Origin of the sequence: Roseovarius salincola (assembly GCF_026891095.1) — a bacterium.
Classification (GTDB): Bacteria; Pseudomonadota; Alphaproteobacteria; order Rhodobacterales; family Rhodobacteraceae; genus Roseovarius; species Roseovarius salincola.
On the sequence record NZ_JAPTNL010000037.1, the window covers coordinates 1 to 14,065 of the forward strand.

At 66.1% G+C, this 14,065-nt stretch carries 12 protein-coding genes; 5 read left to right on the forward strand and 7 right to left on the reverse strand.

Going from position 1 to position 14,065, the window contains the following annotated elements; all coding sequences use genetic code 11:
- Positions 1–571: 571 nt before the first annotated feature.
- From N5A93_RS19155 to N5A93_RS19180, 6 genes are all read right to left on the reverse strand, one after another.
- A complete protein-coding gene (locus N5A93_RS19155; RefSeq protein WP_268956700.1) occupies positions 572–1,666 on the reverse strand; it encodes a glycoside hydrolase family 183 protein in 1,095 nt (364 codons plus the stop codon).
- Between the two features lie 249 nt (positions 1,667–1,915).
- Entirely contained in the window at positions 1,916–3,493 is a 1,578-nt protein-coding gene (locus tag N5A93_RS19160; protein WP_268956701.1) for a protein O-mannosyl-transferase family, read from the reverse strand.
- 70 nt (positions 3,494–3,563) lie between these two features.
- On the reverse strand, positions 3,564–5,435 hold the full coding sequence (locus tag N5A93_RS19165; RefSeq protein ID WP_268956702.1) for an AsmA family protein: 1,872 nt from the start codon (positions 5,433–5,435) through the stop codon (positions 3,564–3,566).
- Between the two features lie 223 nt (positions 5,436–5,658).
- Complete coding sequence (locus N5A93_RS19170) at positions 5,659–6,957, reverse strand: arylsulfotransferase family protein (protein ID WP_268956703.1); 1,299 nt, start codon at positions 6,955–6,957, stop codon at positions 5,659–5,661.
- The gene (locus N5A93_RS19175) at positions 6,954–8,429 is read right to left on the reverse strand and encodes a sulfotransferase (protein ID WP_268956704.1); all 1,476 of its coding nucleotides are present in this window, start codon (positions 8,427–8,429) and stop codon (positions 6,954–6,956) included. The genes N5A93_RS19170 and N5A93_RS19175 overlap by 4 nt, the downstream gene beginning before the upstream one ends.
- 5 nt (positions 8,430–8,434) lie before the next feature.
- Positions 8,435–8,713 carry a hypothetical protein gene (locus N5A93_RS19180; protein ID WP_268956705.1) on the reverse strand — a complete coding sequence of 93 codons (279 nt, stop codon included), beginning with the start codon at positions 8,711–8,713 and terminating at the stop codon, positions 8,435–8,437.
- A gap of 183 nt (positions 8,714–8,896) precedes the next feature.
- Here N5A93_RS19180 and N5A93_RS19185 point away from each other — a divergent pair, with 183 nt between their 5' ends.
- The 5 genes from N5A93_RS19185 to N5A93_RS19610 all read left to right on the forward strand — a co-directional run bounded on the left by N5A93_RS19185 (position 8,897) and on the right by N5A93_RS19610 (position 13,539).
- Positions 8,897–10,360 carry a UbiA family prenyltransferase gene (locus N5A93_RS19185; protein WP_268956710.1) on the forward strand — a complete coding sequence of 488 codons (1,464 nt, stop codon included), beginning with the start codon at positions 8,897–8,899 and terminating at the stop codon, positions 10,358–10,360.
- Entirely contained in the window at positions 10,357–10,776 is a 420-nt protein-coding gene (locus N5A93_RS19190) for a GtrA family protein (RefSeq protein ID WP_268956706.1), read from the forward strand. Before N5A93_RS19185 ends, N5A93_RS19190 begins: the two co-directional genes overlap by 4 nt.
- Positions 10,776–12,116 (forward strand): FAD-binding oxidoreductase, encoded by a 1,341-nt coding sequence (locus N5A93_RS19195; RefSeq protein WP_268956707.1) that lies wholly within the window; start codon positions 10,776–10,778, stop codon positions 12,114–12,116. Before N5A93_RS19190 ends, N5A93_RS19195 begins: the two co-directional genes overlap by 1 nt.
- Positions 12,113–12,853, forward strand: a complete 741-nt coding sequence (locus N5A93_RS19200) for an SDR family oxidoreductase (RefSeq protein WP_268956708.1) — start codon at positions 12,113–12,115, stop codon at positions 12,851–12,853. The genes N5A93_RS19195 and N5A93_RS19200 overlap by 4 nt, the downstream gene beginning before the upstream one ends.
- Positions 12,854–13,077: 224 nt before the next feature.
- Positions 13,078–13,539 (forward strand): retron St85 family effector protein, encoded by a 462-nt coding sequence (locus N5A93_RS19610; RefSeq protein ID WP_440590583.1) that lies wholly within the window; start codon positions 13,078–13,080, stop codon positions 13,537–13,539.
- Positions 13,540–13,858: 319 nt separating this feature from the next.
- Here the strand turns inward: N5A93_RS19610 and N5A93_RS19205 are convergent.
- Positions 13,859–14,065, reverse strand: a 207-nt coding sequence (locus tag N5A93_RS19205; protein WP_268956709.1) for a hypothetical protein, incomplete at its 5' end; no start/stop codon positions are given.

Genomic DNA, 14,065 nt, shown 5'->3' on the forward strand with positions numbered 1-14,065 from the left:
CCGATGATCTGTTCGTCTGAAAATCTGCGTTTCATGATCCATCCTTTTCTCGGACGGATTACTAACACCTCAATGGCCTGAGTTCAGGGGGCTGGGTCACACACCCTTGAGTGCGTTCCGGTTGCTTCCACAGTGCTTCCACGCGCAAAATCGCGCAATGGACAGCTGCCCAAGCGCGCCGCATAACTTACTGTAGTTATTGGGATATTTTGGTTGCGGGAGCAGGATTTGACCTTTGCCGAACTAAAGTTTCCTTCAAACGGAATGACCCGACAATCGAATAAAAAATAAATTAAATCAATTGGTTAGGCGAAAAGAGGTCATTCGCTGCGAGTGTGCGGTAGGGCGGTGATTGACCCAAAAGGGGACATAGAACTCGCTATGAATCTGCGTCCCATGTTTGCGCTGTGGCAACTCGCGCGCGAATACACACGTCATCGAGTTCTCGGCACGTGCCGGATTCCGACATAGGACAATAAACACCCGCCTTGACGGTTGGTTGCCCGGAGGCTCGTGGACCGCTCCACCGGCATGGTCCTGCGGCAGGTCGGGCTTGAGGAGCCACGGCGAGTCAGTCGCGGCGGATTTCAGTTGCTGCATCGTCCTCAAAAGCGGCGATGACAGGCGCGTCGAGACTGAGCGGTGCGCGCATCAGGAATACGTTGTAGAGCGGTTTCCACCGGGACATCGTGAAGCGGACCTCCGTGTCGAGCGCTTCGCCCGGCACAATGTAGGGGGCATAGAGGCCCGGGTAGTCGCCAGCATGCGCTACCGTCTGCGCCGCGCTCCATGGACCTACAAGATCGGGCGCGGTGCGCAGGACGATCGCGGCCATGGTCTCGTCGAGATACATCATCAGCCAGCGGCCGTGCGTCTCGCTCCAGGCGACCGAGAGCTCGCCTGCCGGTGCCGGCACCACGGTCGCGGCCCCATGGTGATCGGACACCCAGCCGCTGCCATCCCAGTACCTGTAGGCGGCAGGGTCGAACAAGGCATCGCGCGCGACACGGCGCAGCCGTACGCTGCCGAAGCGGCCCTCGGGGATGCCGAAGCTGTAGATCATCTCGCCCTGATCGACGAAGGCCACCTGCTCGAAGCCGGACCCGTTCGGCCAGACGGCCGTTGGCGAGCGGTGCCAGCTATGTCCATCGTCGTCGGAATAGGCGAGGCCGGACTTACTGACCAGCCAGCGGCCGTCCGATGTCCACATCCTCACGGACATGTAGTGCAGCACCATCCGCTCGCCCAGCGAGATGCCGTTGGTAGGGATCACAGTCCACTCGATGCCAGGGATCTTCGCAGAGCGGATGAGTTCCTTTGCGTTGCCGTCGGGGTCCGAGATCATCTGCGCGAAGTCGAAGGCGCCGCCCAGGTTGGAGATGCGTGCCATCGTGCTGCTGCGCCACGCGCCGCCATCGGGCCCGTAGGTATCCCCGAACACCATGTAGAGCGCGCCCTTGTGGCGGATCATATGGCCAAGGTCAGTGCCATGGACATTCCAGCGGTCGGTCGCATTGGCAGACATCGGGCCGGTCAACTGCCGAACCATTTCGGCCGGGCCGATGCTGAGAGTCGCTACGCCGGGCGTGCTCTCCGGCCCTGGTGATCTCGACACTGCGGGCTCGATCGCGACAACCCCGTCGCCCGCTTCCTGCGCAGTCGGCATTGCTAACTCCTGTACTTGCGCCAGAACCATTCCGGCGGCGGCGCAAATTCCGATTGTTGCGAGATGAAAACTCACCCGTGGACTCCTGATTTCAGAAAATCTGCAGCAGGCTCCACTTGGCCAGCGGACCATGCCCTTTGATCCCTTATAGGCAGAAAATCGCCGATAACACCAGCATAGAAGCAGGTTCTCGCGGTCACGATTTCGTCGACGAGGCGACGTGGCAACAAGATTGTGGTCCGATTCCCGCTACCTGTCGCCTTCGGGTCCCGGTTCCGCATCGGTGGCGCCGTCGCGGGCGCAAAGAAAGCCATAGGCGGGCCACGGCGTGCCCTCCGGCTGGTCGAGAGCCCAGGACCGGCAGGCGAGTTCGGGATGGCGATGCTCGATCCAGCGCAGGAGTTGCTCGCCATCGGTCGGCACGACGATGCCACCCACCTCCTCCCGTTCGACGGCGGCTTCTTCCGCGCGCCAGGGCACGCGATAGCGGGCCTGCGGCGTTTCGCCCAGCAATTCGTGGTAGAGCGTGGCCATCCTGAGCCCGTAGGGCATTGAGACCAGCGGATCCTCAATCGGGGCCTGGGCGATCAGCGGGGCGAACGTCTCCGGCAGGTCGGTGAAGATCGGTTGGCGCGCGGTCAGGCCCTCCGCCATCACCGCGGCCCGCCAGATGCCGAGCGCGATCAGCAACAGGGCCGTGCCTCGTTGCAGCCCCCGCCAGCGCCCGGCCCACCAGCCGATCGCCGCCACGGCGCCGACGAGCAGTGGCCCCAGCACCGGCAGGTGGAAGGCCTGGATATCATAGGCACCGTACCAGATCACGAAGGGCACAAAGGACAGCGCCACACCGAACACGGTTGCCACGCCAATCCATCCCGCATCGCTCCGGCGCCAGCCAATCGCGAAAAGAACCACGCCCGCAACGATGAGCGGCGACGAGATCCACGGATGCGCCGAGCGCAGCGTCACCAGCAGCGTCTCGGAACTGTAGGTCGATCGCAACCCGGAGCCGTAGAGGCTGCTGAAATAGGTGCCTGTGATGTACTGGAGGAACTCCCTCAGGGTTGGCGGCAGCGGCAGGTATTCCGAATAGGCCGTCTCCGGCTGGTGGGTGATGTAGGCGAGGTAAAGGTACTGGCTGGCGCCGAGCGCGACGAGGACGAGAACGGAGGCCACGATGCGCGGACGCAACAGACGCCGCCAGTGCAGCGCGATCACCACCAGGCCCAGCGGCGCCAGCATGATCATCATAAGATGGTTGCCGAAGGACAGCGCGTAGACACCGCAGGCGGCCACGAAGTAGCCTTCGCGCTTGGTCTCAAGGAAGAGGACCAGAAGGAAGGTCGTTGAGAGCACGAAGGCCAGGGCGAGCGGGTAGACCTCCGCCTCGGTCGACTGGACGGCCATCAGCCCGGCGCTGCCCAGAAGGAGCGACCCCGCGATGCCGAAGAGCAGGCTGCGGGTCACGCGTGCGACGATCAGGAATGCCATCGTGTTGGCGACCGCGCCGGGGAGCGCCGCCATGGCGAAGGTCATCGCGCGCCAGGGTTCGACCGGCAGGTCGAGCGCGCGCAGCACGGCGCCAAGGAACTGGATCAGCGGGTAGCCGGGCCCGTGGACGAGGATCTGGGTATGCCCGAGCGTCTGGAACTTGGCCGTATCGCCGGCATTCATGACACCGCCCAGCCCGGGAAACAGGCACCAAGCATAATACGCCGCCCAGAACGCGAGCAGGCCAAGCGCGATGCAGACCCGGAGCAGTCCCGACCGCGCCCGGTCCACCTGCATGCCCGGGATGGTCCGCGGTGTTGTCTCGGTCGCGGTCATGGCGCGCCCCGACGGGCGGCCGGCCCGATGCGCACCGGCGCCCGCTCTTGCCTTCGTGCAGCACCCGGCCTCATTCGACTTCCCCCTCTGCGGTGGCCCCGGACGTCAGCTCGTCGCCTCTGCGCGGCACGCCCGCCGCCACGACCGGCGCCGTGAGCGTTCCCCCCAGTCCGAAGGGCAGGTCGACGATCGGGGACCGGTCTGCGTCGTCGGCGAGGTCGTCGAGGAGCCTGGCCTGTCCGTCTGCGCGGATCGCCCCGATCGCGAGGTCAGCTTCGCCGAGCATGTCGATGTCGTAGCGCGCGCCGCGGATTCGAAACATGGAGATGCGCGCGGCTCCGGGGACGAAATCGATCAGGCCCTCTGCCGTGTCGAACTCGGTGCGGCCGGCAGACGGGATCAACGGTCCGTCCCGCTCTGTCATGATCTCGCGGCCATCCGCCAGCCCCTCCAGGGTCATGGCCAAATCGGCCCCCGCAACGCTGCCGTCGCGCGCTTCAGCTTCGATTGCGCCGTCCATGGTCATGACCATCGCGCCCAAGCTCGCGCCTCGGGTCGCGAGGTCGATATCTGCATCGAGCGTGCCTTCGGGCATTGCCGGCAGACTGACGAGCGGGGGCGGCGCGAGCAACAGGAGGGTGCGCCCGGTCGCACCCATGTCGACGCTTTCCAGACGGCCATTCACCGCGACCCGCGGTGGGCCACCAGAGGGCACGGCATCAAGCGTCAGGTCGCCCTGCAACCGCCCCAGGTCGCCGACGGCCGCAACTTCGAGCCGGGCGCGGCCGTCCCGCGCGTGAAGCCGGATCCGCCGGGCCTCGACAGACCGTCCGGCGAGCCTGCTGTCGCGGAGCCGTGCGGCAAGCGTAAACTCCAGCGGCGCCAGCCAGTCCAGCATGACAGGGGCGTCCCGCCACGCGCCCGCCTCGATGGAAGTGGCCGCGTCGCGCCAAGCTGCCGCCGCTCCGCGGACCACGCCGTCCAGCTGATCGACGGGCGGCTCCTGACCGGCGAGGGCGACGGTCATGTCGCCCTCTGCCAATAGGCCGCCGAACGAGACGCTCGCATCGGCGATCCCGAGCGTTCGCGGCGTGGCGGAGACCCGTCCCTCGATCGCAACCCGACCGGCGCCCGTCAATCCGACGACAGCTGCGATCCGCCTCAGACCAGAGATCACCGGGGTCTCCTGCGCGGCACCGGGAATGTCGGGCTGCGGCTGCGGTGGCGGCGTGCCCGCATCGTCCGCGGTGGCCGCGCCCCACAGAGCCAGCCGCGCGTTGCTGCCAGCGCCCGTCAGGACGGCGACCGGATCATCGAGCCGACCTTGCAGATGCAGCCGTCCTCTCCCGGCGGGAAGGGCGCCGGTGAGCAGAACCGCGGTCGAGCCGGGCTCCGCCGCCATGCGCAGATCCATGCCATCGAAGCCGACCCGCCGCCCGGCCGGCCCCATATAGACAAAGCTCGCATTGGTGACGATCACCTCGCCCTCGGGCTTGGGGAGGTCCGGCTTGTCGGCCGGTAGGTCGCGCAAGGCGGCCATCGCGGACTCGTCGTGGTCCACCAGGCGCAGGTGCGGCGCCTCCAACGTCAGGGTCTCGATCTCCAACTTGCCCCGCAGCAAGGGAAGCACCCGGACCGTGGCCTCGATCGCGGCCACCCTCAACTGCCACTCGGCGCCGCCGAGGGTGCCGCCGAATTCCGCGTTCTCCAATGTGATAACGCGGCCCCGCACGGACGAGACCGCCGTATCCGCGGGCAGGAGGACTTCGCCACCGCTCCAGATCGCGGCATGGGCCGTCAGAGCCCTGCGCAGCCTATCTTCGGACACGAGGCTCGGGAGGGTCCAATAGGCCGCCGCCGTCCCGGCACCGACCACGACCGCGGCAATCGCCACGATTAGGATGTGGCGCGGCTTCGGACTGATCTTGGTGATCCAAGTCACTGTTCCGCGACCTTCCATTGCTTGCACCGGACGTCACGCGCGGAACGTGCCATCCATCGCGGTTCACTTGCAGGGCGGGGCACGGTCGTCTTGCCCCGATACGACCGCCGAAATCCCTCTCGGCGTTCGATTTAAAGGGAACTCGGACATCGTGCAAGGGCGGGTCCGAACTGCTCGGATCAACGGGTCGGACCCGCGCGTCCCGCCTCCATCGCCGGACTCACTAGTCTCCGCCACCCTCCGGCCCCGCATCCTGGGTCCGGCAGTCCGGCAGATCGCCGCCGAAAAACGTCTCGGGCACATGACGCGCCTCGGTGACGACGAGGTTGCGGTCCGCGTCCCATGGCAGGTGCCGCTCCCAGACCAGCCGGCCCCGGGGGTCGACCTCCAGCACCCGGCCCCGCTCCGCCTCTGTCAGCAGGAGGTTGCCGCCCGGAAGCACCTGATGCTTGCCGCGCCGCCACGAATAGAAGGGCTCCTCCGCACCGCCTTCGAAAACCACCGACAGGCGGCCATCGGCGGGATCGATCCGGCGGATCAGCGACCGGCCGGTGCTGGTGCCGTTGTCATAGACGGTGATCGTCCCGTCGGGCTGGAAGTCCGGGTCGTGCTGCTTGATCCAGGGGCCGTGATGCCACCATTTCAGCCGGCCGGTCGCTGGATCGGCCACCGCGATAAGGTTGATCTCCCGCAGGCTGAAGAGGATGTCGCCCGGCGCGAACATCGGGAAGGCGACCGCCATCTCCGCACGCAGCGCCTCGGCGTCGTTGGGGTGTAATGGATCCTCGAGGTAGACCGTGCGATCGCCGACCTCCTCCAGCGAGACCGTGCGCAGCTCGAGATAGCCGCGCTGTTCGTTCTCGGCCGCTGGGATGACGTCCCGCCGGATGTCGAGCACCGACAGCTCCTCCCCGGTCTCCTCGTTGAGGCGCACGATGGCTTCGTCGCGCCATGTCACCAATGCGCCTTCACCGTCGCGCGCAATGGAATGATGGTAGTTGCCGTTCACGACCCACATGGGCTCGCCGCAGGCGTCGATCCGCGCGATGGCATTGCCGACGTCGAACGTCACCGCCAGCGAGCCGTCCTCGAAGACCTCCATGCCGTGCAGGACGACGTTGCGCGGACTCATCTCGTCGTCAAAACTTTCATAGCGGACCGGCCAGCGATGCACCTCCCGGCCCCCATCGTCGAACATCTGCACGAGGTGGCTGGAATTCGTCTGGTCATCGCCGAGTGTCGTGACCAGCACGAAGCCGGGCGTCGGCTCGGCCCCCGGCGCGGGGCGATAACCCCGGTCGGGGTCATTTTCGGCGGCAGGCACGAGGTGACGGGTGGGCGCGAGGCCCAGGTCATTGCGCCAGAACAGTGCCAGATCGACGATCGTGTCATGCGCCAGCTCGATCTGCGGCGCCGGGAACCAGCCCCGCACCGAGGCGACCGCGCCGTAAACGACGGAGAGCACCACGATGGACAGCACGAAGACCGCGGCGGCGAGGCGATCGGAGAGTGGCGTCTTCATGCCGACCACGGTGCCGGATCGGGGCCGAGCGCGCGGCGGCACAGCTCGGTGTGCAGCTCGCGCGCCCGCCGCATCAGGCCGGGCGATGCGTCGGCGAGCGTCGGCGCAGGCGGCGGCGGCCGCAGCGTGCCGACCTGGTCGGCAAGGACTTCGGGCGCATCCAGTCCCAACGCCGCCGCAAGCGCGTGAAGGCGCGGCACCGGGTCGCGGCACAGCGTGTCATGGTCGATGAAGATTACCCGGTCTCCGCCGTTGGACAGGACATGTTCGTACGCGCTGATCCAGTAGCGCAGCCAGAAATCCACCTCTCCAGCCTCGGCGGGATCGGGGGTCGACCCGTCAAAGGCGATGGGCCGCAATGCCGCGCCGAACTCGAAATGGCCAAGCCCCTCCATGTATTGCCGAGCGAAAGGCTCTTGGGCATGCAGCTCAGAAAACCGCGCGTGCTGGCGCATCAGCGAGGCGACCTGCGCGGGGGGATCGCGCAGGGGGATCACGATGGTCGCGTCGGGGTGCATCGCTTTGAGCAGTGGCAGGCGCGCGATGTTGGCGTTGTTCTTCGACAGGTAGCGCCGTGCGCCGGGTTTCGTCGCGACGATCTTGGCGAGGTGGGTGCGAAAGAACGCCTCGAACTGCGCATCGCGTTCGTCGCCGCGCCAGGGGCGGATGTGATCGCGCCGGTAGTGGTCGGGCCAGAACGCCAGCCAGACCATCTCCTCGAACGCCTCGGGGCTGTCCAAGCCGACTTCGATCCCGTCGCCATGGGCGCGTTCGGCCGTGCCGGATGACCTTTGGAAAGCGGAGGAGAAGCCGCCCCAGAGCAGCGGTGCGAGCGTGAAGGGCATGTGCCGGTAGGTGGCCGAGGCCAGCTCCGGGCAGCGCGCCAGCATCTGTAGCAGGATTGTCGTGCCGGCGCGCGGCAGCGAGGTCACGAAAACCGGCCGCGCCGCCCGCGCCGGGTCAATGCTCCGACGGCAGAGCCGCGACTCGACCTTGGCCAACCGCCGCTGCCGTGCGGGCGCGGCGAAGGCCAAGTTGTGCAGCGCCTTGTCGAGCGGACCGTAAGGCACCTCGCGCCCGTCCTCATCGCTGCCGCGTGCGACCCTGGCCCGGCGATCAAGGAATATCCAAGCCGCCACGGCACTGGCGCTCGAAACCAGGATGAACGGCCAGCCGGTCCCGACGCGCACCGCCCCTTCCAGGCTGTAAAGGCCGGCGGCTGCGCCCGACCATACCACCAACCCTGCCACGGCCAGCGCCGCGATCCCGATGCCGGCGATCACGAAGAAACGGCCGACAAGGCGGATCGACGCGCGCCGCACGGCCGCTTCCTTCGCGTCTTCGGAAAGATCCGGGTCGGCCATGACCGCGAGCGCGTCCTGCGCCGTCCTGACGACCTCCTGGCCGACGGCGGCCGCACGCATCAGCCTGATCGCGGCGAGAAACGCAGCCAGCCCCGCGATGAGGAACACGACCGTCATTCGGGCTCGCGGTCGGCCTTGTCGCCGTCGGACGCGCGCTTGCGTTTGCGCCGCAGGCGTTTGAGCGGATACCAGACGAAGCCGACGATCGCGAGACCCAGCGCCAGGATGAGCGCGATGACGGTGCCGAGCGCCGTCAGCCCGGCCCCGGGGCCGATGTAGGCCTGCGCGGCCTGCGGAAGCGTCGCGGCCGCGGCGAAGGTTGCCCGGAACGCGACGGATTGCGACCAGAACGTGAGGGGCCGGCGGGGCGGCATGGGTGTCTCGTGTGTCATCGGCGGAAAAATGATCACAAAGCGCAGCGGATGGCCAGAGCTCCGTCTTTGTACTAGATTACTGAGCATGTCCTTGCCAACCGACGTGAACAGAGCCGAAACCCCGAGGGATCAGACGCATCGCCGCGCGGCCGCAGGCCAGGTGGCGCACTTTCGGCAGCATCTTGCCGAGGGGTGGGGTGCATGACTACCGCGAAGCCTCGGGGGGGGGCGTCGGCGGAGGCCAACCCGTTGCCCGATGTGCTGGCGGTCGATCTCGACGGCACGCTCATTCGGTCCGACCTGCTGTTCGAGACGTTCTGGGCCGCGCTGTCGCAGCGCTGGACGAGTATCGTCGCGATCTTGGGCGCGCTCCCCGAGGGCCGCGCGCACCTCAAACGGACCCTTGGCGGGCTCGGCGCCGTCGATGTCGCGGCGCTGCCCTATAACGACGACGTGGTGGCCTATGCACGGCGCTGGCGCGAGGCCGGCGGGTGGGTGGTTCTGGTCTCTGCCGCCGATCAGCGGATCGTCGATCGCGTCGCCGCGCATCTGGGGCTTTTCGATGCAGCGCATGGGTCGGACGGGCAGACGAACCTTAAGGGCGCGCGCAAGGCGGCGTTCCTGTCGGAACGCTTCCCCGAAGGCTTCGCCTATGTCGGCGACAGGGACGCTGATTACCCGATCTGGCAGCGCGCGACGCGCGCCGTCACCGTCGACGTGCCGCGGTCCCTGCGGGCGCGGGTCGATGCACTTCCCGTCGCGGCCGAACACCTGACGACCTGCGGATCGCCCTTGCGACCGCTCTTTCGCGCGATCCGGCCGCAGCAATGGCTGAAGAACGTGCTCGTTTTCCTGCCGCTGCTCGTGGCGCACCGGTTCACCCTGCCGGCGATCGGCGAGGCCGCGCTGGCCTTCGTCGTCTTCAGCCTCGTCGCCTCGTCGGTCTACGTGCTCAACGACCTTCTCGATCTGGAGGCGGACCGCGCGCATCCACGCAAGCGCGAACGCCCCTTCGCCTCGGGCGCGCTGCCGCTGTCGTGGGGCACCGCGCTGGCGCCGGGGCTGCTGCTGGCCGGCGGGCTTCTCTCGCTGCCGCTGGGGCCGGAGTTCCTCGCGGTGATGGCGATCTACTACCTCGTCACCACCGCCTATTCCTTCGTGCTCAAGCGGCGGCTCGTGGTCGATATCTGCGCGCTTGCCGCCCTCTACACGCTGCGGATCATTGCCGGGGGCGTCGCCATCGGCATCCCGCTTTCGGTCTGGCTTCTCGCCTTCTCTATGTTCTTCTTCTTCTCGCTCGCCGCGATTAAGCGGCAGGCCGAGCTGGTCTCGAGCGCCGAGGAGGGCACGCAGGTAGCGCCTGGGCGCGGCTATGTGACGGACGACCTGCCGCTGGTGTCGAACATGGCGGTGGCGTCGGGCTATGTCTCGGTGCTGGTGATGGCGCTCTACATCAATTCGCCAGCGGTGCAGGTGCTCTATTCCGCGACGGTGCCGCTCTGGGGCATCTGCCTCATCCTGCTCTACTGGCTCAGCCGGATGGCGATGCTCGCCCATCGGGGGCAGATGCACGACGACCCGGTGGTCTTCGCGGCCAAGGACCCCGTGTCGCTGCTCTGCGGCGGGCTGATCTTCGCCCTGGTGCTGTCGGGCATGCTGCTGTGACCCGGACGACGCTGATCATCCGTTACACGGCCTTCGCCGTCGCCGCGACGCTAGCCAATCTCGGGGCGCAGCGGGTGGTGCTAGCGATCGATGAGGGCCCCCGGGGCTTTGCGGCAGCGGTCTTCGCCGGCACGCTGGTCGGTCTGGTGCTCAAGTACCTGCTCGACAAGCGGTGGATCTTCGAGGACCACACGTCCGGGGCCGCAGCGCATGGCCGCAAGTTCACCCTTTATACCGCGATGGGTATAGCCACGACCGCGATCTTCTGGGCGACCGAGACGGCGTTCTGGATCATCTGGCAAACCGATCTCGCGCGCGAGGCGGGCGCCGTCCTCGGACTCGCGGTCGGCTACGTCATCAAGTACCGGCTCGACCGGCGGTTCGTGTTCACCGACACCGTGGCCGGGGCGGCGTGATGCAGGCCTTTCGCACCGAAGAGCTTACCGGCTGGGGCCGCTACCCGCGGCGCGCGGGACCTGTGGCGCGACCGCGCCACGCCGAAGCCCTGGGCGCCCTGATCGGTGCGGGAGGCGTGATCGCCCGCGGCAACGGCCGCGCCTACGGCGACAGCGCGATGGGGGCGGAGGCAACGCTCGACCTGCGGCGGCTGAACCGGATGCTGTCCTTCAATGCAGAGGCCGGGCGGCTCGTCGCCGAGGCGGGCGTGCTTTTGGGCGACGTGATCGCGACCTTCCTGCCGCGGGGCTGGTTCCCATGGGTGACGCCGGGGACGAAATTCGTGACGCTGGGCGGTGCAATCGCGGCTGATGTGCACGGCAAGAACCACCACCGGGACGGCGCCTTCGGCGCCTTCGTCGACTGGATCGACGTGATGGGGGCGGACGGCGAGGTCGTGCGGGCCAGCCGCGACGAGAACTCTGAGCTTTTCGCCTGGACCCTTGGCGGCATGGGGCTGACCGGCGTGATCCTGCGCGCCGCGATCAGGCTCCGCCCGGTGGAAAGCGGCTGGATCGCCCAGACGACGGTCCCCGCGCAGAGCCTTGCCGAGGCGATGGACGCCTTCGAGGCCGCCGACGATGCAAGCTATTCAGTGGCCTGGATCGACTGCCTCGCCTCGGGTGCGGCGCTCGGCCGGTCGCTGGTGATGACCGGAGAGCATGTGCAGGCCGATGACCTGCCGCCGCAGCGCCGGACGCACCCCTACCGCACAACGCGCAAGCGCCAGCTGTCGATGCCCTTCGACGCGCCCGCCGCAGCGCTCAACCGGTTCTCGGTCGGCGCCTTCAACGCGCTTTACTGGCGCCGCGGTCTGCGCGCCCCGCGAGAGGCGCTGGTCGACTGGGACAGCTATTTCTACCCGCTCGACGCGATCCTCGGCTGGAACCGGATTTACGGCCGCCGAGGCTTCGTGCAGTTCCAATGCGCATTGCCTCTGAACGCATCCGAAGCGGGGCTGCGGGCGCTGCTGTCCGAAACGGCCGTTGCGGGGCAGGGCTCGTTCCTCGCGGTGCTGAAACGCTTCGGCCCGCAGCAGAGCCGGTTCTCCTTCCCCATGTCGGGCTACACGCTGGCACTGGATTTCCCGGCCAATGCACGGACGCTGGCGCTTCTCGACCGGCTCGACGCCATCGCCACGGACCACGGCGGGCGATTCTACCTCGCAAAGGATGCGCGCCTGTCGGCAGCGACACTGCACCGGGCGGATCCGCGCGCCGCAGCGTTTTGTGCCATGCGGCGGGAGACCGGATGCGACCGCGCGTTCGCTTCTGCACAATCGGAAAGGTTGCTCCTATGACAGATACCGTTCTCGTCCTCGGCGGACGCTCCGACATCGGGCGCGCCGTCGCGCACCGCTTTGCTGCGGCCGGGCATCCGGTGGCCCTCGCCGCCCGAAATGCGGCCGATCTTGAAGCGGACCGCGCCGACATCGCGATCCGCCATGATGTCGAGGCGACCTTGCACGAATTCGACGCGCTCGACACCGGCGCCCTCGGCGACTTCGTGGACACCTTCGATCCGGTGCCTGGCATCGTGGTCTCCGCGATCGGGGCGATGGGCGATCAGATCACGAGCGAGGCCGATCCGGCCGCCGCGGCCCAGGTCATGCGCATCAACTACGAGGCACCCGCGCAGGTGCTGGAGCTGTTTGCGGCCCGGATGGCGGCGCGGGGCGGCGGCACGCTCGTCGGCATTTCCTCCGTAGCGGGCGATCGCGGGCGGGCGGTGAACTACGTCTACGGCTCTGCCAAGTCCGGGTTCACCGCCTATCTCTCGGGGCTGAGAAACCGTTTGTGGGGCACTGGCGTGCATGTCGTCACAGTCAAGCCGGGTTTCGTCGAGACGCGAATGACCGAGGGCATGGACCTGCCCGGTGCACTGACCGCGCGCCCCGAGGCCGTGGCCGAGACGATATTCCAAGCCGTGGCCCGGGGCCGCTCCGTCGTCTATGTCAAGCCGGTCTGGCGGGCAATCATGATCATCATACGCGCCATTCCTGAGCCAATCTTTCGCCGGACCCGCATCGGCAGTTGAACGGCCAGACGCTGACCCACCTGATTTCGAGTGGCCCAATCCGGGCACCGACTTGCAAGGACCCTATTGTCCAGAAGGTTTTGTCTTGTGAACTGCGCCCCGTGGAGTCCGCGTTCATGAGTTGGCTCTGTTCAGGTTTTGGTCCTCTTCTGACCGTTGGTGATACTCTCGCGGGGTGAGCCCGTTGAGGCTCGAATGCGGGCGGTGGTGAGGTTCCATTCGACATCTCTGAGTTTGAGGAATTGGTCGGTGAGCTTTCTCACGCAATTGTTTTGTTCCCTGAAGCGCCTGGATCAATCGCTGAAACCGGGTATTTTTCGGCAAGACCGGACTTGGCGCGGAAAATTGTGCTAGCAGTAGATAGGAACCGCCAAAGGAACGATAGTTTCATTTCTCTGGGGCCAGCAAAGAAAATTCATGATGCTTCTCGATTTCAGCCAAACATCGAATTTGATTACGATGACCCTGATTTCACAATTATTTCAAACCGAATTGTTGAACGCGCACCGCTTCATAGGACTAAAAAACACCTTGAGATCAAAGCGTTCTCAGAAACGCCTACTTTCGAATTGTTTTCTATTATTCAACAACTCGTATCACTGCTGGTATCCCTGAGGCCCCTTGGTCGGCCCAAGGTGTCCAGTCGAAACGGGGGCGGGTTCAGGTATCGAAGGGATGAGCACTGAGAAGGCCCTACGAGAACCCTACTCTAGATATGAGTTGTCTGAGGCGTTGATTGGAAACCTGACCTCGCATTAGTAGAATAAGATTTGAACCTATTCCTCCAAAGTGGCCCCCTGTCGTTCCTTTACGTGGACTCCTCGCATGTCGTCTTGTGACTGAATACGCGCAGCGCACCTATGTCTGTGGTGTGTTCAAGGCAATCATTGGCGGGCGCACAACAGATCACCGCCTAGCAAAAGTGCCCATTCACAAGTCGCCTTGGGGAAGCGAAGCCGGCCACCTTGCCGATAATTGCATGCCTTGGAATTTCTGGAAGGGATTTTAATCCGGCGCTTCGAGGACAGAAGACTTCCGGAATATGGCGATTGCGATCGATGCGACAATCAAGAATAACGCCAGCGCCTTTTGCCATGTCATCGGCTCCCCCAGCATGTCTGACGTCAGCACCCATGGGACAGATTTGATGTTTTCGTAACGGAGGATTTCTGGTTCATCGCAGCCATCAAGGAGCGAAGATGAACAAGAAAT